General features: G+C 62.2%; 15 protein-coding genes. 5 read left to right on the top strand and 10 right to left on the bottom strand.

Features of this window, described 5'->3' with window-relative positions; genetic code table 11:
• Positions 1–12: 12 nt before the first annotated feature.
• On the bottom strand, positions 13–2,826 hold the full coding sequence (locus GTP27_RS16990) for a M16 family metallopeptidase (protein ID WP_161040352.1): 2,814 nt from the start codon (positions 2,824–2,826) through the stop codon (positions 13–15).
• Positions 2,827–3,164: 338 nt separating this feature from the next.
• Here GTP27_RS16990 and GTP27_RS16985 point away from each other — a divergent pair, with 338 nt between their 5' ends.
• A complete protein-coding gene (locus tag GTP27_RS16985; protein WP_161040351.1) occupies positions 3,165–3,701 on the top strand; it encodes an outer membrane beta-barrel protein in 537 nt (178 codons plus the stop codon).
• 66 nt (positions 3,702–3,767) lie between these two features.
• Here the strand turns inward: GTP27_RS16985 and GTP27_RS16980 are convergent, their stop codons facing one another.
• Positions 3,768–4,241 carry a GlcG/HbpS family heme-binding protein gene (locus GTP27_RS16980; protein WP_229634093.1) on the bottom strand — a complete coding sequence of 158 codons (474 nt, stop codon included), beginning with the start codon at positions 4,239–4,241 and terminating at the stop codon, positions 3,768–3,770.
• A 147-nt stretch (positions 4,242–4,388) separates the two neighbouring features.
• Between GTP27_RS16980 and GTP27_RS16975 the strand changes: the two genes are divergently transcribed.
• Entirely contained in the window at positions 4,389–4,811 is a 423-nt protein-coding gene (locus GTP27_RS16975; RefSeq protein WP_202416872.1) for an ACT domain-containing protein, read from the top strand.
• Between the two features lie 7 nt (positions 4,812–4,818).
• Here GTP27_RS16975 and GTP27_RS16970 read toward each other — a convergent pair whose 3' ends face one another.
• From GTP27_RS16970 to GTP27_RS16935, 8 genes are all read right to left on the bottom strand, one after another.
• Entirely contained in the window at positions 4,819–6,660 is a 1,842-nt protein-coding gene (locus tag GTP27_RS16970; protein ID WP_161040350.1) for a hypothetical protein, read from the bottom strand.
• 3 nt (positions 6,661–6,663) lie between these two features.
• A complete protein-coding gene (locus tag GTP27_RS16965; RefSeq protein WP_161040349.1) occupies positions 6,664–7,065 on the bottom strand; it encodes a GtrA family protein in 402 nt (133 codons plus the stop codon).
• Entirely contained in the window at positions 7,058–7,996 is a 939-nt protein-coding gene (locus GTP27_RS16960) for a glycosyltransferase family 2 protein (protein ID WP_202416882.1), read from the bottom strand. The genes GTP27_RS16965 and GTP27_RS16960 overlap by 8 nt, the downstream gene beginning before the upstream one ends.
• Before the next feature lie 76 nt (positions 7,997–8,072).
• Positions 8,073–9,674 carry a methyl-accepting chemotaxis protein gene (locus GTP27_RS24070; protein WP_161040348.1) on the bottom strand — a complete coding sequence of 534 codons (1,602 nt, stop codon included), beginning with the start codon at positions 9,672–9,674 and terminating at the stop codon, positions 8,073–8,075.
• 291 nt (positions 9,675–9,965) lie between these two features.
• Positions 9,966–10,502: a DUF2058 domain-containing protein gene (locus GTP27_RS16950; protein WP_161040347.1), complete on the bottom strand. Its 537-nt coding sequence runs from the start codon at positions 10,500–10,502 to the stop codon at positions 9,966–9,968.
• Between the two features lie 64 nt (positions 10,503–10,566).
• Positions 10,567–13,131, bottom strand: coding sequence for a TonB-dependent receptor plug domain-containing protein (locus tag GTP27_RS16945; protein WP_161040346.1), 2,565 nt, complete (start codon positions 13,129–13,131; stop codon positions 10,567–10,569).
• A 247-nt stretch (positions 13,132–13,378) separates the two neighbouring features.
• Positions 13,379–14,383, bottom strand: a complete 1,005-nt coding sequence (locus GTP27_RS16940) for a LacI family DNA-binding transcriptional regulator (RefSeq protein ID WP_161040345.1) — start codon at positions 14,381–14,383, stop codon at positions 13,379–13,381.
• Positions 14,370–15,173 (bottom strand): polysaccharide deacetylase family protein, encoded by an 804-nt coding sequence (locus tag GTP27_RS16935; protein WP_161040344.1) that lies wholly within the window; start codon positions 15,171–15,173, stop codon positions 14,370–14,372. Before GTP27_RS16935 ends, GTP27_RS16940 begins: the two co-directional genes overlap by 14 nt.
• A gap of 217 nt (positions 15,174–15,390) precedes the next feature.
• Between GTP27_RS16935 and GTP27_RS16930 the strand changes: the two genes are divergently transcribed.
• The 3 genes from GTP27_RS16930 (at position 15,391) to GTP27_RS16920 (ending at position 21,010) form a co-directional block, all read left to right on the top strand.
• Positions 15,391–16,251, top strand: a complete 861-nt coding sequence (locus GTP27_RS16930; RefSeq protein WP_202416870.1) for a glycoside hydrolase family 16 protein — start codon at positions 15,391–15,393, stop codon at positions 16,249–16,251.
• A 175-nt stretch (positions 16,252–16,426) separates the two neighbouring features.
• The gene (locus GTP27_RS16925; RefSeq protein WP_161040342.1) at positions 16,427–19,375 is read left to right on the top strand and encodes a TonB-dependent receptor; all 2,949 of its coding nucleotides are present in this window, start codon (positions 16,427–16,429) and stop codon (positions 19,373–19,375) included.
• Positions 19,376–19,486: 111 nt separating this feature from the next.
• Positions 19,487–21,010, top strand: coding sequence for a tryptophan halogenase family protein (locus GTP27_RS16920; protein ID WP_161040341.1), 1,524 nt, complete (start codon positions 19,487–19,489; stop codon positions 21,008–21,010).
• Positions 21,011–21,047 lie beyond the last annotated feature (37 nt).

Here is a 21,047-nt window from a genome sequence, read left to right as displayed (position 1 = left end):
GGCTGATCCGGCTTAAGGCTTGCTGGCCGGTGCTGCCGGCGCTGCAGCGGCTTTGGCGAAGTCGCCTGCCTTGACCACCGAAATAGCTTCCGGCTTCAGGTTGGCGCGCAGGGCTTCGTTGACCTGTGCCAGCGTCAGCGCGCTGACCTTGGCTTCCAGATCCTTCTCGAAGGCCATGGTACGGTCGAAGCTCAGGTAGTTCGACAGGCGGCTAGCCAGAGCGCCATCGTTGGTGCGGCCTACCTGTTGCGATTGCAGCCAGGCTTTCTTGGCATCGGCCAGCTCTGCCTCGGTGAAGCCGTCCTTGAGCACCTTGTCGATTTCTTCGCGCAGAGCCGCTTCCACCTTGACGGTGTTCTGCGGCGCGCTGATCGCGAAGGCCAGCCACAGACCGGCTGGATCACGCGAGGGCACCGACAACTGCGAACCGATGCCGTAGGACAGGCCTTCCTTCTGGCGGATACGGTCAGCCAGACGGCTGCGCAGTGCGCCGCCGCCAAGCATGTAGTTACCCATCAGCAGAGCCGGATACACCGCCGCATCATCCTTCAGCGGCACTGGCTGGATCGCCAGCAGCACCGAGTTGGCCTTGTCCGGCGTTTCCAGCGCCACCTTCTGCCCTGCGACCGGCTTCATCTCGGCCGGTATGCGCACATAGGCCTGCTCGGCTTTCCAGCTGCCGAACAGCTTGGCCGCCTGGGCCTGCACGGCTGCCACATCGAAGTCGCCCACGACCGACAGGCTGCCGGCGGCAGCACCGTAGTAAGCCTGGTGGAAGGCCCTGACCTGTTCCAGCGTCACGGCTTTTTCTTCCGCCAGCTGTTCCGGCAGCGTCTTCACGTAGCGCACATGGCCCTGCGGGAAGGGGTTGGTCAGGCGGCGCATGGCCACGCTGGCCAGCGGCTGCGGTTCCGTCATCTGCTGTTCGGTTTCCGAAATCGATTCGCGCTGGCGCTCGGAGTAGTCTTTCTCGCTCAGAGCCGGATGCATCAGCGATTCGGCCAGCAGATCCAGCGCCGCCGCCAGATTCGCGCGCGTGGTGGTGACGCTGGCCGTGATGCCTTCCGCACCGCCGGAGATATTCACATTGGCTTTGAGCTTGTCGAAGCTATCCTTGACTTCCTGCCGCGACAGACGGGTGGTGCCGTCAATCAGCAGCGCCGCCGTCATTTCGCCGATGGCTGCCTTGCCCTGCAGGCTGTCGGCAGTGCCCATGCGCAGCTGCACGGTGGCGCTGACAGTATTGCCCTTGGTGCTCTTGGACAGCAGCGCCAGCTTCATGCCGTTGGCCAGCGCAGAACGCTGCACGCGCTGCTCGATATTGTCCGGGCTAGGATCGAATACTTCGCCCTGCGCGATCACGGCGCGGCCCTTATAGTCCTTGACCAGTGCCGCGACGTCCGGCGTCTTCGGCACTTCGGTGCGGTCGGCGCTATCGGTCGGGATAAAGCGCGCCAGCGTACGGTTGGAAGCCTTCAGGTACTTGACTGCAGCGGCCTGCACAGCGGCAGCATCGACGGCTTCCACCTGATCGCGGCGCTGATGGAACAGACGCCAGTCACCTGCCGCCTGCGCCGAAGTCAGGGCGATAGTGAAGCGCGCCGTGTCATTGACGATCTGGTCGATGTCCTTGGCGATCGCCACTTTGGCACGCGCTACTTCAGCGTCCGTGATCGGATGGGACTTGATGTCTTCCAGCGTCTTGAGCATGACCTCTTCTACCGTAGCCAGCGGCACTTCCTTCGGCACTACGGCGCCGAACAGACGGTAGCCCGGTTCCATCTGGTTGAAGTCCAGATCGATCACATTGGAAGCCAGCTTGCTATCGACCAGCGCCTTGTGCAGACGGCCACTCGGCGCATCGGTCAGGATCTTGCCCAGTACCTGCAGCGCGGCTGCATCGGCGTGACTGGCAGGTGCCACATGGTAGCCGGTGGCCAGCAACTGGGTACCGCCACTGCGGCGTATGTTGACCGAGCGTTCACCATCTTGGGTCGGTTCGGTAGTGTAGGTCGGCGCCAGCACGCGGGTTGGTTTAGCAATCTTGCCGAACAATTCGTTAATCTGGGCCAGCACCTTGCTTTCATCAAAGCGGCCCGCCACCATCAGGATCGCATTGTCCGGCTGGTAGTAGCGCTGGTAGAAAGCGCGCAGGCGGTCCACGCTCACTCCTTCGATATCCGAGCGGGCGCCGATGGTGGACTTGCCGTAGTTGTGCCAGTCGAAGGCCACCGCCATGGTGCGCTCCAGCGTAACGCGGAACGGATCGCTCTCGCCGCTTTCGAACTCGTTGCGCACGACCGTCATCTCGCCCTTCTGGGTTTTGTTATTCCACAGATCGTCCTGACTGATGGGCGAATTGATCATGCGGTCCGCTTCCAGCGCCAGCATCTGCTTGAGGTTGTCGTCGTTGGCAGGGAAGGTGGCGAAGTAGTTGGTGCGGTCATACCACGTGGTGCCGTTGAAGCGGCCGCCGATCTGGTTCAGCACTTCTACCGGTGTCTTAGTACCTTTCTTGATGCCGAAGTTGGCCGTGGGCTTGAACAGCAGGTGTTCGAGCAAGTGCGCCATGCCAGTCTCGCCATAATTTTCGTGGCGCGAACCCACCATGTAGACGATGTTGGTAGTCAGGGTAGGTTTGCTGGCGTCGGGGAATAGCAGTACGCGCAGACCATTGGCCAGACGGTATTCGGTAATGCCTTCCACCGAAGTGACTTTAACGGGAGCAGCTTTGGCAGCAGCAGCGCTAGCCGGTGCAGGCGTCGTCGTGGCAAACGCAGGCGACAGTATGCCGGCGCTGAGCATGATGGCAGTTAATAGCTTCACTCTTAATAGCCCCTATAAGAAAGTTAAGGTTGAAGATTATATAACTGCAATTCCTGCACAGATGAAAATTCTTTCATGCTGTTACATGGCGGCCTGGCGCTCGCTGGAGAAATCTGGCGTCCCGACAGTTATGCAGGCAAACGCGCTGTTATAGATCAACTCACCTGACCTCTACACGTACAGTCCGGGCAATACCGCTCTGTGCTTGCGCACAAAAACACCGTCACCAGACCAGCCTTCCCGTGCCTGTGACAATTGTATAGATTCGCAATTAATTTACTCATGTAGTATTCGCCCGCCTATACAGCATCACCTCCACTCAGACCGAAAGCAGAATCATGTTGAATAAAATAGTCGCCGCCGTCCTCATCACGGCGGCAGGAATGTCCTGCGCACAGACCACCATTCCGGCAGGCAGCGGCGCTTACCTGGGTGCCAGCTACGCGCGTGTGACCGTCAAGAACGCCGTCATCAAAGGCGACAATGTTTCACCTTCCACACTGGGCGCCATATTCGGCTATGACTTCAACCAGCACGTGGCCCTGGAAGCCCGTCTGGCGGGCGGCGCCGGCAGCGACACCCTGAACCTCGCGGGCGCCGACTTCCATGTGAAATTCAACCGGCTGGCCGGCGTCTATGCCAAATGGAGCCAGCCGATTGATGACGGCCTGTCCGTGTATGGCGTGTTCGGTGCCACCAGTGGCAAGGTCAAGGTCAGCCTGGGCAGTAGCTCCGCCGCCAGTTCCAAGAGCAGCGCCAGTTTCGGTGCCGGTCTGAGCTATCAAATCACCCGTTCCAGCGCCGTCTCGATCGAATATGCACGCCTGTATTCCGACGCCAACGCCCTCAGCGTAGCAACCCGGTTTAATTTCTGATTCGCCCCTTACCGGATCCGGCCGGTCGGCCGCCCTGCCGGCCGCCGGATTGCGCCCCACTCCGCCCTAGCGGCTGGCCTCCACACCGGCGCGGGCAATCTGCCCGTCCTGTGCACTGGCGCCACCGGAAACGCCGATCGCCCCCACCAGCTTGCCATTGAGCAGTATCGGCTCGCCGCCTTCTATCATCAGCAGATCGGGCAGGCTGAGCAAAGCGTTGCGGCCACCGGCGATACCATCTTCCAGCGCCTTGCTGGGACGGCGCATCATGGCCGCCGTGCGGGCTTTCTGCAGGGCGAAATTGGGGCCGGCCGTCATGGTATCGTCCAGCACTTCCAGATACACGGGCGCGCCATGGGTATCGACGACGGCCACCGCCACCGACAGCTTCAGCTTGCGCGCTTCGGCCACGGCGCCGGCGGCCGCTTTCTTGGCCTGCTCCAGCGCGATGGGCGCACCGTAGCTCGGTTGCTGGGCAAAGGCTGGCAGGGCCAGCAGCAGCGACATGATCAGGGCTAGATTGCGGGGAAACAGCGACATCGCACACCTCCGGAACTGGATTGGAAAGAAGCGGACACATGCCGGATAGGCATGTTATTCTCACAAGACTATACCCCTGTTCGACCTGCCTGCGCCATGAAAAAGCCCCTGCTCCCCTTGCTGTGCCTGAGTTCACTGTTGTTTTGTATGACACCGCTCCGTGCCGAACCGGCGGCGCCGCCCAAGATGACCCTGACGCTGATGAAAACACGGCTGGGCGTGGCCCAGTTGCCGGCCATTGCGCGCATACCGGGCTGGAGCAAGCGTTGCGACAGCTTCGTCTCCATCACCCGCACCGCCAGCGAGCTGTCCATCGTCTGCCCGCAGGCGGTCATTCCCGCCAAGCTCAAACAGGAAAGCGGCTACCGCATCGTGCGCGTCGAAGGCCAGCTCGATTTCGCTCTGGTCGGCATACTGGCCTCGATTACCGCCCCGCTCGCACAGGCCGGCGTCAGCATCTTCACCGTGTCCACCTATGACACCGACTACGTCATGTTCAAGGACGACCAGCGCGAACAGGCGCTAGCGGCACTGCGCGCCGCCGGCCATACCGTCAGAATCGAAGAATAAACAGCGCTCAGGGCTGTACTGGCGGCAGATGCTGCACCGGACACAGGCGGTAAGGGTGGGCTTCCGTGCCCACATAGGCCGGGTAGGTACGGCAGCCTGCGGGCTGCAGCATCAGCCCATAGTGAGCCAGATGGCCCTGCACCTCGGCTTGCAGCGCCGCATCCTCGGCGACCAGATCGGCGCGGTACTGAGGCTGCAATACCAGCGTGCAGGCCTGTCCCGATGCAGCAGCCGTAGCCGCTTCCAGTGCCTGCACCTCGACCTGGAAACGGACTTTGCCCAGCCAGCCGGCCAGCCTGGTGCAATCGGCCGCACTGGCCGTCAGGCCTAGCGCGCGGGCCAGCGCCAGCTTGCGCTCGGCGCCGCTCTGGCGGATGTTTACGGCCGCGGGCAGCATCACATAATGCTGGCCGGTGCGCGCCGCCGCCTGCGCACGCAAGCGCTGCAGATAGGCGCCGGATTCGGGGAAGCCGCTACCGATCGCCATGAACGCCACCTCCGGCTGGAAGAAGCGGGTCAGCCACGCCATCGGCGTGCGCACCATGTACACCACGCTGGCCTGTGGCTGCGCCAGTTGCGGTGCTTCGGCGCGGAAGGCCTGCGCCGTCCAGCCGCTGTGGCCCCACGTCACAAACGGCAGCGTGTACAGCACGCAGGCGGTCAGTGCCCAGCCGGCGACGCGCTGCGCCCGGCCTGCTGTCATCAGGCCATGACACAGTAGCCAGACCAGCAATGGCGCCAGCAGTTCCAGCGGCACCAGATAGCGGTAGATGCTGAACAGCTTCAGCCAGATCAGATAGGCCACCAGCGTGAATACCAGCAGCACCTGCGCCGCTGCAGGCACGGTGGCAGCGGCAGTCACCGTAACGGCGCGGTAGCGGCACCACAGCCGCCGCGCCACATAAGCCACCAGCAGCACCATCAGCAGCGGCCAGATAAACTGGCGCAGCGGTACTTCGGCAATGCGCGCAATATCGCGGGTGAACACGAACGGCCAGAACACCGCTTCCGTCAGCGTGTGCGGCAGATGCTCGGTATCGAGCACGCCCAGTTGCGCCGCTAGCGGACTGCGGAAGATGTCGTTAAATTGCGGGAACAGGGGGTTGCCATACAGCCGCCACATGGTGGCCCACCACCAGCCTGCCGTTACCGCCAGCCCCGCCAGCACGCCCACACCGAACCACCATGCCAGTCCGATGCGGCGCCAGAACGCCTGCGGCCACACCAGCAGGGCCAGACACAGCGCCACCGCATAGTTGATATTGGTGAGCTTCAGACCGGCCGCTGCGCCCATCAGCAGCCCCGCCAGCAACAGCGTGCGCACGCTGGCCGCCACGCCATGGCGCAGCACCAGTAGCACTGACCACAGCACCAGCAGCGAGGTCAGATTGTCACCCATGCTATTGCCCAGTTCGGACAGGAAGCCCGCGCCCAGACAGCCCGCCAGCGCCAGCAGCAAAGCCGCCCGCTGGCGCTCCGGCAGCAACTGGCGCGCCAGCATGGACAAGGGTATGAAGTTCAGCCCGTGCAGCCAGCCGAACACGAAACCGGCCACAGCACCGGGCGCATAGCGCGTCAGCAGGTAGTAGGGCAGATCGAGCAGCGGGTTGAAATAGCTCTGGAAACCGGCCGGCGAGAAATCCAGCGCCAGCCTGCCATTGAGCAGCGCGTACGGATTGTACAGATGGTAGTTGCGCATATCCCAGCCATCATCCTGCCCCAGCAGCAGGGACTGCAACGCCAGCAGCAGCGGCACGAGCAGCGCCGCGTAAAACGGTGCACGGGGATGATCGAGCATGGCGCTGCGGCGCAGGAACCACGCTTCCAGCCGCTGGAATACAGTCAGCACAGACTACTCCTGATGATTTTTGGTGAAGATGAACAAGCGCGCCGCGATGAAATTCACCGACATGCCGGCCAGCGAGCCCACCGCCACGGCCAGCGCGGGCAACCAGAAGTGGTAGGGCAGCGCATAGTTCAGCAGGCTGGAGACGCCATAATTGACCGCCCCGCCGCCCAGCATCGCGGTCAGGTAGCGCCACCACTCCTGCCATGCGCTGCTGCCGCTGGCAGCAAACGTGTAGCGCCGGTTGAGCTGCCAGGTCACCCACACAGCAGACAGGAAGGACAGCCCCCGTCCTGCATAGAAGTTCGCTCCCGCCAGCATTGCCAGATACAGCACGGCCACATCGACGGCGCAGCCCAGCACGCCGTTCAAGGCGAAGCGCAGCAGTTGCTGCAGGCTGCTACGCATGCAGCATGGCCAGCGGTACGGCCAGATAGGCAAAGCGTTTCTGTTCGATCCGGGCCTTGGTCACGGCATCGAGCACAATGCCGCATACCAGCAGCATCACGCCGAACAGCATGATGGCGGAGCACAGCACGGCCGTCGGCAAGCGCGGCACCAGCCCGGTCTGCAGATAGGTCAGCACCAGCGGCCATGCCAGTGCCAGCGACAGCAGCGCACAGGCGCCCGCTGCCAGCGTATAGAAGGCCAGCGGCTTTTCCGATTTGAACAGGCGCGCAATGGTGCCGAGTATGCGCCAGCCGTCGCGGTAGGTATTGAGTTTGCTGAACGAGCCTTCCGGCCGGGCGCCGTAGCGGGTGGCCACTTCGGCCACCGGCATGCGCAATTCCAGCGCGTGCACAGTCAGTTCCGTTTCGATTTCAAAGCCGGTGGAATGGGCCGCAAACGACTTCACATAGCGGCGCGAGAACACCCGGTAGCCGGACAGGATGTCGGTGAAGCTGCGTCCGAACAGCGCCGTCACCACGCCCGTCAGCAAAGCATTGCCGAAGCGGTGGCCGAAGCGATAGGCCGCCTGCTCCTCGCTCACCCGGCTGCCCACCAGCATGTCCAGCCCCTGCTCGAACAGCTGCTGCACCAGTTGCGGCGCCACCTGCGCGTCATAGGTGTGGTCACCATCGACCATCACATAGGCATCGGCCTCGATATCGGCAAACATGCGCCGCACCACGCTGCCCTTGCCCTGCTCCGACACATGGCGCACCACCGCCCCTGCCGCGCGGGCAATGGCCGCCGTATCGTCGTGCGAGTTATTGTCGAACACATACACCTGCGCCTGCGGCAGGCTGCGGCGGAATGCCTGTACCGTGGCGGTGATGGTGGCCGCTTCGTTATAGCAGGGGATCAGCACCGCAATCCGGCGCATCGGCAAGGACATCATAGGGGAACCAGTGAGGAAATGGCTCCCATTATATTTCGATTAAGCAGACCGGCTCAACCACCGGTCTGCCCGATCAGGCGGGCAGCAACGTCCGGACCGGCTGACTACGGCGCGCCGCAAGCGGAGCACTGTTATCAAGCCGGAAGGCAGCAACAGCGCTTGCCAGCCGTTCGGCCTGTTCATGCATGGCTTGCGAAGCGGCGGCTGCCTGCTCGACCAGCGCCGCATTCTGCTGGGTCAGGGCATCGAGATCGCCCACCGCGTGGTTAATCTGCTCGATGCCGGCTTCCTGCTCGCGTCCGGCCGCACTGATTTCCTGCATATTCGCAGCCACCTGCTGGATGCCGTGCACAATCTGCACCATGGTGTTGCCCGCTTCATCCACCAGTACGCTACCCGCATCGACCCGCTGCACCGAGGCCGTGATCAGCGCCTTGATATCCTTGGCGGCTTCCGCGCTGCGATGGGCCAGACTGCGCACTTCCGTCGCCACCACGGCAAAGCCGCGGCCCTGCTCGCCGGCGCGGGCAGCTTCCACGGCCGCATTTAAGGCCAGAATATTGGTCTGGAAGGCAATGCCGTCGATCACCCCGATAATGTCGGCAATGCGGGTCGAAGAGGCGCGGATTTCATCCATGGTGCTCACCACCTGCCCGACAATCTGGCCGCCCCGCTCGGCCACCACGGCTGCCTCGCGTGCCAGCGTGCTCGACTGCTGGGCATTTTCCGCATTGTGCTGGACGGTCGCCGTCAGCTGTTCCAGCGAGGAAGCCGTTTCCTCGATATTGGCGGCCTGATTTTCCGTGCGGCGCGACAGATCGAGATTGCCCGCGGCGATTTCGCTCGATGCGACCGAGATAGCGCTGGCGCCGTCGCGCACTTCGCGCACCGTCAGTGCCAGTTTTTCCTGCATGCTTTCCAGTCCGCGCATGAGTGCGCTCATTTCGTCCTGTCCCCGCACGCTGATATGGGCCGACAGATCGCCTTCGGCGATGCGGCGGAAATGCTGCATCAGGCTGTGCACCGGCCCCATCACGGACTGCAGCAAAGAATAAGAGCCTAGCACCATCATCAGCAGGGCCAATGCACCGATGCCGCCCGTCAGCCACAGCTGGGTACGGAAATTCTGCTGGCTGTCAGCAAACGCGCGGCTGCTGCTACGCGACTGGAAATCCGTCAGCACCGCGGCACTATCCTGCAGCGCGGAAAACAGCCCGATATTCACCGTCATGATCAGCTGGTCGGCTTTTTCCCGCTCGCCGGCACGCAGCGCCTGCAACAGCGGCTGCAGGCCCTGATTCAGGAAAGCATGGCGGCGCCGCGTCATTTCCGCGGCCAGCGCCTGTTCCTCCGCGTCGGCTGGCAAAGCCAGATATTCGGCCCATGCCGCATCGGACTGCTTGATGAAATCCTCGGCCCGCTGCATCGTCTTTTCCGTATCGGCCGCATCGATATGCATGCTCACCCGGTCCAGCGACAGACGGGCACGCAGCAGATTGATCTGCGCCTTGTCGATGGCCAGAGCCGAGGGCATGGCGTTGGTATTGACTTCACGCAGGTCGCTATTGACCGTATGCAGACCAATAACACTCATGCCCCCCAACAACGCGGTGAGTATGCCCAACATCGCCATAACGGCGATTAAACGCTGCCGGATAGAAAACCGACTCAACATAAGAACTCCAGATGCAAACATAGGTAGTTGGCCGCGAACCGGGCAATGCAGGGGCCGGCACAAGACAAAGAGATGAACTGCCTGCGCCGCCGAAAGGGACGCCAGGTGTACGCTTGTCGGACAGAAGAACGGCGAGGATGGGGCCGCTGTCGCGAGTAGATTGCATTAGTATAGTTAATTTGCACCCAGTTTCCAAGCGGCAATTGCAAGATCCGGCTGCCCGAGCGCGCAAGCAAGCCAGACTGGCCCACTATATCGGCGCCAGCGGCGCCGCCCGCGCCCTGAAACCGCTTACCACATCAGGTCATCGGGAATCTGGAAGGCTGCGTACGGGTCATCTTCATCGACCACGTTGCTGCTCTGCTTGACGCGCACCACCAGCGCGGCATCGCGTTCGGCAATCTTGTCGGCGATGACCCGCGGCACCAGCTCGGTGGCGCCGTTCAGCACCACGATCACCAGCCGTCCGGCGATCAGGTGCCCCTGCACTTCGGGCGACACATACAGCCGCTCGATCTTGTTCTGGAAGGTGTAGTGATAGGCGATATCGCCCTTGCCGGCCGGCTGGCGGTTCTGCTGCACCATCTGCACGATCTGGGCGTAGATGGCTTTCTGCTGGGCGGCAGCATCGCGCTCGGCATTCAGCGCACGGGCCCGTTCAGCCTGCTGCCGCTGGGCTTCCTGCGCGGCCAGCTTGGCTTCATCCACGCTCTGCACGCCGCTGCGGCGCTGTTCTTTCTGCTGCTTGCTCTTGTCCTGGTTGGCCAGCTTGACCTTGGTCTTGTTGACCAGACCAGCTTTGAGCAATTGATCTTGTAGGGAAACCATAGCGACACTCCATAAAAAAAGCCGCCGGCTGCTACCAGCCGGCGGCCCTCATTATAGCGAACGCTTAGAAGCGGTAGTTGAGCGAAGCGGCGAAGGTACGGCCCAGCTGGCTGAACTGCGAGCCATCGTAGGTCACCATCGAGTAGCGGCCGTTGAAGGTCACCAGATTGCGCTGCACTTCCACCGGCGTCAGGCCGTAGGCCGGATCGATGGCTTTGCTGTCGAGCAGAGCCTGACCTTGCGCATTGCGGGCATTGAAGTGCCAGCTAGGCGTGACGTTGAACATATTGTTGACGTTGAACGACAGCGTGGTGTTCTGGGTCAGTGCATAGTTCAGCGCGAAGTCGGTTACCGTCTTGGTCTTGAACGCCACTTCCAGATTGTTGTCCATACCGGCATTGCGGAAGTGGGTAGGACCGAACACGGTGTTGTTCAGCGAGAAGTTGAACTGCTTGTAGTCCCAGTCTGCGCCCAGAATGGTTTTGAACTTCGGACGCGAGGTGAACATCAGCGCTTCCGTGGTGGCGTTGAGTACCGACTGGCCCGCTGCAGCGATCAGCGCAGGGTTGTTGACTTCCCCTTCACGCTCGTTTTTCAGCGAGTAGTTACCGGACAGGTTCAGGGTCAGCTTGCCGTCGGCGAAAGGAATGTTCTTACGCGAAGCCACGTAATCGATCCCTTCGGTACGGCTGGTCAGCGCATTGACGAAGAAGCTGGCCGACACGATGCCGGCTTTGCCCAGCTGCACGTCAAGCGGATTGGTGGCCACGCCGGTCGGGGTGATTTCCGTGCTCAGGACGATGCGGTCCTTGACCTTGATGTTGTAGTAGTCGAGCGTGATGCTGGTGTTGCTATCCGGCTTGAAGCCCAGACCCAGCGTGATGTTGTCCGACTTTTCCGCTTTCAGCTTGGGCACTTGCAGTGCCGCGGCGGCCGACGAGACGTTGTTGACCAGACCCGACACCTGAATGCCGCCACCGGCCACGAACGAGTACTGGGCTTTCTGGGTGTAGATCTGGGCCAGCGACGGTGCGCGGAAGCCGGTCGACGCCGAAGCACGCAGGGTCAGCTGGTCGCTGATTTTGTAGCGGGTCGAGGTTTTCCACACGAAGGCGCTGCCGAAGTCGGTGTACTTCTCGTAGCGGCCGGTGCCGTCGATCAGGAAGGCCGGGCTGATATCCCAGGTGGCGCCGGCATACGCGCCGTAGTTGGAGCGCGACGACGGGAAGGAGTTCTGCACCGAGTTACCGGCGTAGGAATCGGCGCCGCTGCCATAGGTCGAACCCAGATCGCCGGCGATGGTTTCATAGTGCTCATGACGCAGTTCGGTACCGGCATACACGCTGACGTCCGAGCTCATCTGCCGCGACACGTCGCCGTTCAGTACCCAGTGGCTGAACTGCACGCCACCGGCATCGAAGCTGGTCGGCGACGGGGTGCTGATCTTGTGCGCCAGATAGTCTTCCTGCATGCCGCGGTTAACCGAATTGGTGACCTGATAGTTCTGTTTGTTGCCGCCGTAAGTCAGGCTGACATCGGCATTCCAGTCGCCCAGCATGAACTTGGTGCCGCCGGTGGCGTTGTAGTCGTCGAGCGTACCGATGAAGGTCGGCACATAGCCGACGTAAGGCGTACCGGCAGCATGCAGCAGGCCGTAGTCGGTCGGACGCCAGTACGGGGTACGGTAGTTGGCGAAGGAATTGATGCGCTTGTTGACGTAGGCAGCGTTGCCGTAAATCTTGGTGGTGTCGCTGAGGTCGTAGCTGGTGTTGACTTCAGCCTTGGCGGCGCGGGTGGCAGGCGAACCGTTGATGTTGCCGGCGTCCGGATGGGCCGTCAGGAAAGGCAGCACCTGGGTATTCAGGTCGGCGCCGAAGTCGCCTGCTTCGCCTTTGGCATTGACCACGCCGGGACGGTTAGACAGATTGATTTTCGAAACGTCGAGCGTGTAGTTGACGAAGCCGCGGTCACCGAGCGGCAGGCCCTGATTCAGGCTCAGGCCACCCATCTTGCCGTCGCTCTCGTGGGTGATGCCGGTGCGGGCCGTGACGGAACCGCCTTCGGCGTTGTCTTTCAGGATGATGTTGACCACGCCGGCAATCGCATCCGAGCCGTACTGGGCGGACGCACCGTCACGCAGCACTTCGATGCGCTTGATCGCATCCGGCGGAATGGCGGAAATGTCGGCACCGCTTTCGCCGCGGCCCGGCGACGTCTGGGTATAGATCAGCGCGCTGGAATTCTTGCGCTTGCCGTTAATCAGAATCAGCACGCGGCTAGGACCCATGTTACGGATTTCGTAAGGATCGAGCAGCGAGGTGGCGTCATTGACAGGGGTCTGCACCGTGTTAAACGAGGGCACGCGGAACTGCAGCGATTTATCGAGCGTGGCCTGCCCCGTCTTGCTCAGATCGCGCGCACCGATGATATCGATAGGCACAGGCGTATCCACCATGGTGCGCTGGGCGCCACGGCTACCGGTCGAGACAATCACCACTTTCTGGATGTCATCCGGCGTGGCATCCGCCGCCGGTTGCACTGCGGCAGTCTGGGCCACCGCGGTGGCCTGGGCTAACACGTAGGGGCTGGCCGATAGCAGCAGCGCTGCGAATGGGAAATTTTTTTTCATGTCTGAGCTCTTCCGGATTTATGGTTATATGCGACTGCGGCAACTGCCATCTTTGTGAGTGGCTAGAAGTGAATGTATAGACATGGTTTCGGCCCGTCTATGGTTTCCCGCATACGCCGCCCGGAAACTGTTGAACATGCGGCAAATAAACAACTAGCGTAAGTATTTCCCGTACAAAATAAACACGTTTTTTAGTGATGAAATAATGTCCAGAATCACTGGTATGCAAGCGGTATATCTACCGCCCTCAGCGTGCTGCCAGCGAGGCGCGCAGGGTCATGCTGACGGGGTAGTCGCGCGTCACCGGACGCTGCAGATCGTAGCAGCTATTGAGCAGGGCATTGAGTCCGTTCTGCGTCATTTCGCGCCATGGCATGTGCACCGTACTCAGGCGCGGTGCGGAAAATTCTGCGCTCGGCGTGTCGTCGTAGCCGAGCACCGACAGCTGCTGCGGCACGCGGATGCCGGCCTCCTGAAAATACGATAGCGCGCCCACCGCCATTTCATCGTTGGCACAGAACAGCGCTGTGCACGGATGGCCGGACGCCATCAGTTCGCGCGCCGCCGACCAGCCGCCGGCCGGTGAAAAATCGCGCTCGGTCTGCCACAGGCTGGCCACATCGATGCCCGCTTCGGCCAGCGTGGCGCCGAAGGCCTGCACCCGCAGCACGCTGTCGGGCAGGCGCGACGGGCCGGCCACGATGGCGATCTCGCGGTGGCCCAGATCGAGCAGGGTGCGCGCGGCCAGCGCCCCGCCCTGCGCATGGTCGACCGTGAAGCACTGCGCAGCAATACTGGCAAAACTGTGGTTGAGCACCACCATGCGCCTGTGCATGGTTTCCAGCGCTGCCACGTCTTCTTCCTGCAGCAGATTGGTCATCAGGATCAGGCCGTCGCAACCCCGTTCGACCAGAAAGCTGATGCCTTCCACGGCCTGCTGGCGCGCGTCGCCCAGACCGGCGCCGAAGGCCACCACCATGTGCAGGCCGGCCGCGCGCAGCTCATTGTCGATGATCTGCAGGATGGGCGTGTAGAAAGTGCCGCTCAGCACAGGGATGTACACGCCTATCATCTGGCTGGAACCGGACAGCAGCGTGCGCGCCGCGTGCGAGGGGCGGAAACCCAGCTCTTCGATGGCGGCACGCACCCGCGCCAGCGTGGCCGGCGACACCGAACCCTTGCCGCTGACCACACGCGAAGCCGTGCCCAGACCTACTCCGGCCAGCTTCGCCACGTCTTTAATGGTGGCCATCAGCATCCTCCTGTGCGCGCACATAGCGCATGATGTTGCGGAACGTGTCGGTCCAGTACTCGTCACGGTGGCTGGCCAGATAGGCCAGCAGTTCTTCATGCGCGGCGGCCGAGGTGCTCAGATAGTCGCCGCCCACGCCGTGGAAAGTCAGGTTGACCATATCGCCCTGGGCGGCGGCGGAGCGCACCAGCGCGATCAGTTCGCTGCCGCTCAGACCCACCGGCGCCAGCACGGCCACCGCATGGCGCCGCAGCGCGCTGCGCGCCGTCACGGCGCTGCCGCCGCCCGCCTTGATGCCGACGAAAGCGGGCGCGATGCGGACCAGATAGTCGCCATCGCGCGCCACATGGTCGCCGCAGGGCACGGTGTAAGTGCGTTCGGTCGCGCCGTCGATGGCGTTCAGCATGGCATTGCCGAGCAGGACCTGATCGGCCATCTGCGCTGCCGTGATGCTGCCCAGATCGCGCGCTGCGCTCACCCATGCGTGGCCGGGCAGGCTGCCGGAGCACTGGTGGAACAGGCTGTGATTGCCCAGTTCGTGCCCCTGCTGTGCCGCCAGCCGCCATTGCGCCAGCCGGCGCTCCAGCACGGGACTGGAAAGCTGCAGATAGAAGCTCGCTTTCAGGCCATGCCGCTGCAGCGCCGGCAACGCCACATCGAGCTGGGAATCCAGCGTATCGTCGTAGCCCAGGCTGACGGCCACGCGGGCGCCGTGCGGCCATGCCGTGGTCTGGGCCATGGCGCTGCCGGCAAGCAGGCAGAACAAAGCCGGAAAGAAGATTTTTCGCATCGCAGAGTCGCCTATAAGTCCCTGAGTGTCTCATTTTGGAAACGTTCCCACATGTTGCACGCCTTAATTTAGCCTGTCAACGCCTGCGCAGCGCTTCTTTGCGGCGTTGCAAATTGACTTTGAAATTCTTTCGGTGCTATATTTGCCACATCGATTGGAAACCTTTCCAAATTGAGAAAAAACCTCAGAAAGCGGAGACATGAGACGGCTAGCGACAATGACAGCTCTGGTAGCGCTGTGTGCCTGCGGTGGTGGCGGTAACGCTGCCGGCGTGGCGGCATCAACGCCCGCCGCTAGCCCCGTCACGCCGCCATCCTCCGCTCTGCCGGCCGGTGGCAAACCGGACGGCTGGAAGCTGGTCTGGGCCGACGAGTTCGACAAAGACGGCCTGCCCGACGCCAGCCATTGGGCTTACGACACCGGCTTCAACCGCAACGGCTGGTTCAACCACGAGCTGCAGTACTACGCTGCGGGCCGGCTGGAAAACAGCCGGGTGGAAAACGGCAAGCTGATCATCACGGCGCGCAAGGAAGCACTGAGCACCATGGCCGACTATGGCGGCCAGCAATACAGCTCGGCCCGCCTGATTACGCGCGGTCTGGCCAGCTGGACTTACGGCTACATCGAAGTGCGCGCCAAGCTGCCCTGCGGCGTAGGTACCTGGCCCGCCATCTGGATGCTGGGCAGCAAGGGCCGCTGGCCCGACGATGGCGAGATCGACATCATGGAACACGTGGGCAAGAATCCCGGCCAGATTCTGGGCAGCATCTACACGGCGGCGCAGAACTGGCCCGCCGGCACACCCAACACCACCAGCACGACGGTGGCCGACGCCTGCAGCGCCTTCCACAACTACCAGCTGACCTGGAATGCCGAGCGCGTGGTGATAGGCGTGGACAACCGCAATTACATACAACTGATTAACCCCGGTGACGGGGATTACCGGAAATGGCCGTTCAGCGCACCGCAATACCTGCTGCTGAATCTGGCCATAGGCGGCGACCTAGGGGGCAAAGTCGATGACTCTGCCCTGCCGCAGCAGATGGAAGTGGAGTACGTGCGGGTGTACCAGCCCTAAGCGATTTTTTTACAACACAACCGGAGCAAAACCCCGACCAAACCGGGCTGTACGGGCCAATTGGCGGGGCGGCGATTGACAAGAAAGCACGTCAATCATACTATTCGACGGCAGCGAGTGGAAAGGTTTCCAGTGCCGTTCGGGGAAGTGGGAAAATAAAAACACAGGAGATAACATGCATTATCCAAAGGCACGACTGAAGTTAATGACGCTGGCGGTAGCCAGCGCTTGCGCGGGCGCCGTTCCGGCCTATGCGCAGGAGGCCGTGAAAGCGGCCGACCAGCCGCAGACCGTGGTCGTCACGGGCTTGCGCCAGAGTCTGCAATCGTCGATGAACCTGAAGCGCAATTCGGACGGTATCGTGGACGGCATCGTGGCCGAAGACATCGGCAAATTCCCTGACACCAATCTGGCCGAATCGCTGCAGCGTATCTCCGGCGTATCGATCGACCGCTCCATCGGCGAAGGCTCGAAAATCACCGTGCGCGGCGTCGGTCCCGACTTCAATCTGGTACTGCTGAACGGCCGCCAGATGCCGACCTCGAATCTGGGCGACCTGAACGGCCGCGCCTACGACTTTGCCAATCTGGCGTCGGAAGCCATCTCCCAGCTGCAGGTATATAAAACGGGCCGGGCCGATTCGCCTACCGGCGGCATAGGCGCCACCGTCAACGTGATGACGGCCCGTCCGTTCGAACGTCCGGGCCTGCACGCCAGCATAGGCGCCAAAGGCGTGTACGACAGCACCAACGGCAATCTGCCGGGCGATGTCAAAGCCAGCCGTTCCACCACCCCTGAAGTCTCGGGCATCTATTCCAACACCACGGCCGACGGCAAGTTCGGCGTGGCGCTGACGGGCAGCTATCAGGAACGCAATCTGGGCTACAACACGGCCGCCGTATCGAACGGCTGGCGCGGCCCGTTCCGTGGCGACGAAAACAACTGGGGTACCATCGCCCAGCCCGGCACTCCGGGCGCGGCCAATATCACCAACCGTCCGGGTCCTACCGATCTGTACTCGGTGCCGCAGAACCTGAACTACAACTTCAACGGCGTACAGCGCCAGCGCACCAACGCCCAGCTGACCCTGCAATACAAGCCGGTCGACACGCTGGTGACCACGCTCGACTACACCTACTCGGAAAACAAGATCCAGACCAAGCGTAACGACGTCTCGGCCTGGTTCAACTTCGGCGATTCGGCCAGTTCGTGGACCAAGGGTCCTGTGTCGAGCCCGCTGATGTACAAAGAGTTCGTGGCCAACAGCGATATCGCCATGGGTGCGGCCGATTTCGCCACCAAGACGCAGAACAAATCGCTGGGCTTTAACGCCGTGTGGAAACCGACCAACACCCTGCGGCTGGAACTCGATACCCACCACTCGACGGCAGAATCGGGCGCCGATAGCCCCTTCGGTTCGAGCAACACCCTGGGTTCGGCCAGCTTCAGCCGCGGCAATACCACGGTGGACTTCAGCCACGACTTCCCTGTGCTGAGCATCGAAGGCGCCGACTTCACCAAGTACGGCCAGCAGGTGACGGGTTCGGTCTTCACCAACCAGTACATGAAGGGCATCGTCGATCAGACCCAGGTGAAAGGCCAGTGGAAAGTGCTGGAAGCTTCGGAGCTGAAATTCGGCGCCGGCGCCACCAAAGTATCCAACCGTTCCGCCTTCTCCAACCAGCAGCGCGATACCTGGGGCGGCGCTACCAAGCCGTCCGATTATCCGAGCAGCGTCTGGCATCCGGAATCGGTGCGCCAGTACTTCGACAAGATCGATGGCAGCGGCAACCCTAACCTGTTCAACCAGTTCTACACCTTCAACTTCGCCCAGGTACGCCAGCTGGCTGCCACCGCTTCCGGCCTGCCGGCGCTGTACCTGCCGAAGAATACCTTCGACAACGACGCCCGTACCGAAGAGAAGTCCAACAACGGCTACCTCCAGTTCAATACCGACTGGGATACCAAGTTCCCTATCCGCACCGCTCTCGGCCTGCGCTATGAAACCACCGACGTGGTCTCGACCGCACTGGTGCCGGCCGCGACTGCCATTACCTGGGTCTCGCAGAACGAATTCCCGATCACTTTCGGCGATCCGACTTTCACCACCCTGACCGGCAAATACCACAACCTGCTGCCTAGCTTCGACTCCGACATCGAGCTGACGCCGGACCAGAAACTGCGCTTCAGCCTGGGCGAAACCATAGGCCGTCCGCGCTGGGACCAGATCCAGGGCGGCACTACCCTGAACTCGCTGGCCCGCGCCAACGGCGGTACCGGTAACGCGGGTAACCCTGCGCTGAAACCGGTCAAGTCGAAGAATCTGGACCTGTCCTACGAGTGGTACTACGGCCAGCAAAACTTCTTCTCGCTGGGCTACTTCCGCAAGAATCTGGAGAACTATGCGGGCCAGTCCATGGTCAACGCCACCCCGTTCAACCTGCACACGCCGGTGGGCGGCAAGTACTGGAATGCGGCGCTGGCTAACGGTTGCGCCACGGCCGATACCACCTGCATCCGTAACTACATCTTCCGCAACTTCGCCGGCCAGCCGGGCGTGGTACGCGGTGCCGATGATCCGATCACCAAGAACGCTACCGGCACCATCACCGGCCAGCCTAGCGATCCGGTGGCGAACTTCCAGATCACCTCCTTCTCCAACCAGAAGGCGGCCAGCCTGAATGGTCTGGAAGTGAATCTGCAGCACATGTTCGGCAACAGCGGCTTCGGCGTATCGACCAACTACACCTATGTGCACTCTGGCCTGAAGTACAACAACGCTTCGGTGGGCGAGCAGTTCGCACTGGTGGGTCTGTCGAATTCGGCCAACGTGGTGGGTATCTACGAAGACAAGAAATTCAACGTGCGTCTGGCTTACAACTGGCGCGGCGAGTTCCTGTCCTCGACTTTCGACGGTTCCGGTCCTAACCCGCAATACGTCGAGCCATATGGCCAGGTCGACCTGAGTGTCGGTTATGCCTACAACGAGAAGCTGAGCTTCCAGTTCGAAGGCATCAATCTGACCAACAGCATCACCCGCACCCACAGCCGCACCCAGCAACAGCTGGAAGGCGTGACGCAGCAAGGTGCACGCTACATGGTCGGCGTACGCTACAAGTTCTAAGCTTGCTTTGAACCTGTAACTCCCGACCGGACAGGGCCGCTGAGTCACTACGTATCAGCGGCCCTTTTCGGTTAGACTTTCAGACCATCACTTCTACACAGGGCGAACAGCATGATCCGACGTATCGTGATTGTGGGCGGCGGTTCCGCCGGCTGGCTGACGGCCGGCCTGCTCGCGGCGGCGCAACAGGGCACGCCGGTCGAGATCACCCTGATCGAATCGCCCGACGTTCCCGCCATCGGCGTGGGCGAAGGCACCTGGCCCAGCATGCGCGACACGCTGCGCCGCATCGGTGTCAGCGAAACCGAATTCTTCCGCCAGTGCGACGCTTCCTTCAAACAGGGCTCGCGTTTCAATGGCTGGGTCGACGGCCGTGCCGACGACGTGTATTTCCACCCCTTCGTGATGCCGCAAGGCTGGGGCGAAGTGGACCTGCCACGCCACTGGCAGCAACAGCATGCCGACATTCCGTTTGCCGATCTGGTGAGCTATCAGCCGCACCTGTGCGTGCAGGGCCGCGCCCCCAAGCAGGCGGTCACGCCGGAATTTGCCGCCGTGGCCAACTACGGCTATCACCTCGATGCCGGCAAATTCGGCCTGTTCCTGCGCGAGCACTGCACGCGCAAGCTGGGCGTGCGCTATCTGGCCGACCACGTGCTGGCGATTAACAGCACTGCTGATGGCGACATCGCCAGCCTGCAGACGGCGCGCAACGGCGTGCTGGAAGGCGATCTGTTCATCGACTGCACCGGCATGCAGTCGCTGCTGCTCGGTAAGCACTATCAGGTGCCGCTGATCTCGCAGCAGCATGTGCTGTTCAACGACACGGCGCTGGCAATACAGGTGCCGTATGCCAGCGCCGCAACGCCCATCGCGGCGCAGACCACTTCCTCCGCACAGAACGCCGGCTGGATCTGGGATATCGGCCTGCCCACGCGGCGCGGCGTGGGCCACGTCTACGCGCGTGCCTACATCAGCGACGACGAGGCGGAAGCAGCGCTGCGCCAGTACATCCGCGCGACCGGCGGTCCGGCTGATGCGGGCCCTGTGCGCCAGATCAAATACGAACCGGGCTACCGCCAGCGCTTCTGGCAGCGCAACTGCGTGGCCATCGGCCTGTCGTCCGGCTTCATCGAACCGCTGGAAGCGTCCGCACTGGCGCTGGTGGAAATGGGCGCGGCCATGGTGGCGGATGAACTGCCTGCCAGCCGCGCCGCCATGGACATCGTGGCAGCACGCTATAACGAGACTTTCACCTATCGCTGGGAGCGCGTGATCGACTTCCTCAAGCTGCACTATGTGCTGAGCCAGCGGCGCGACACGGCCTACTGGCGCGACCAGCAGAGCACCGTGCCGCAGCGCCTGCAGGATCTGCTCACCCTGTGGCAGCATCGCGCCCCCAGCCGCAACGATTTTCCCCGCATCGAGGAAGTATTCCCTACCGCCAGCTACCAGTACATCCTGTACGGCATGGGCTTCCGCAGCCAGTTCCGTCCTGCGCCAGCGCAGGAGGCCGCCATGGCCGACGGCTATTTCCGCGAAGCGGCCAGCCTGACGCGGCGCATGCTGGGCGCGCTGCCGGACATGCGCAGCCTGCTCGAGCATATCCGCCAGCACGGCTTGCAGAACATCTGAAGCAGCAAGCAGTATCATCAGAACGACAACCACAACG

This window comes from Duganella qianjiadongensis (genome assembly GCF_009857915.1).
In the GTDB taxonomy this organism is placed as follows: domain Bacteria; phylum Pseudomonadota; class Gammaproteobacteria; order Burkholderiales; family Burkholderiaceae_D; genus Rugamonas; species Rugamonas qianjiadongensis.
The sequence above is the reverse complement of the archived record's forward strand: the minus strand, read 5'-3'. Positions and strand labels throughout refer to the sequence as shown.

What these genes read in the sequence shown, in the direction of transcription:
- GTP27_RS16985 (WP_161040351.1), top strand. Translation starts at nt 3,165, where the DNA reads ATGTTGAATAAAATAGTCGCCGCCGTCCTCATCACGGCGGCAGGAATG.
- GTP27_RS16965 (WP_161040349.1), bottom strand. Translation starts at nt 7,065, where the DNA reads ATGCGTAGCAGCCTGCAGCAACTGCTGCGCTTCGCCTTGAACGGCGTG.
- GTP27_RS16940 (WP_161040345.1), bottom strand. Translation starts at nt 14,383, where the DNA reads ATGGCCACCATTAAAGACGTGGCGAAGCTGGCCGGAGTAGGTCTGGGC.
- GTP27_RS16935 (WP_161040344.1), bottom strand. Translation starts at nt 15,173, where the DNA reads ATGCGAAAAATCTTCTTTCCGGCTTTGTTCTGCCTGCTTGCCGGCAGC.
- GTP27_RS16950 (WP_161040347.1), bottom strand. Translation starts at nt 10,502, where the DNA reads ATGGTTTCCCTACAAGATCAATTGCTCAAAGCTGGTCTGGTCAACAAG.
- GTP27_RS16930 (WP_202416870.1), top strand. Translation starts at nt 15,391, where the DNA reads ATGACAGCTCTGGTAGCGCTGTGTGCCTGCGGTGGTGGCGGTAACGCT.
- GTP27_RS16975 (WP_202416872.1), top strand. Translation starts at nt 4,389, where the DNA reads ATGACACCGCTCCGTGCCGAACCGGCGGCGCCGCCCAAGATGACCCTG.
- GTP27_RS24070 (WP_161040348.1), bottom strand. Translation starts at nt 9,674, where the DNA reads ATGTTGAGTCGGTTTTCTATCCGGCAGCGTTTAATCGCCGTTATGGCG.
- GTP27_RS16920 (WP_161040341.1), top strand. Translation starts at nt 19,487, where the DNA reads ATGATCCGACGTATCGTGATTGTGGGCGGCGGTTCCGCCGGCTGGCTG.
- GTP27_RS16925 (WP_161040342.1), top strand. Translation starts at nt 16,427, where the DNA reads ATGCATTATCCAAAGGCACGACTGAAGTTAATGACGCTGGCGGTAGCC.
- GTP27_RS16980 (WP_229634093.1), bottom strand. Translation starts at nt 4,241, where the DNA reads ATGTCGCTGTTTCCCCGCAATCTAGCCCTGATCATGTCGCTGCTGCTG.
- GTP27_RS16960 (WP_202416882.1), bottom strand. Translation starts at nt 7,996, where the DNA reads ATGTCCTTGCCGATGCGCCGGATTGCGGTGCTGATCCCCTGCTATAAC.
- GTP27_RS16945 (WP_161040346.1), bottom strand. Translation starts at nt 13,131, where the DNA reads ATGAAAAAAAATTTCCCATTCGCAGCGCTGCTGCTATCGGCCAGCCCC.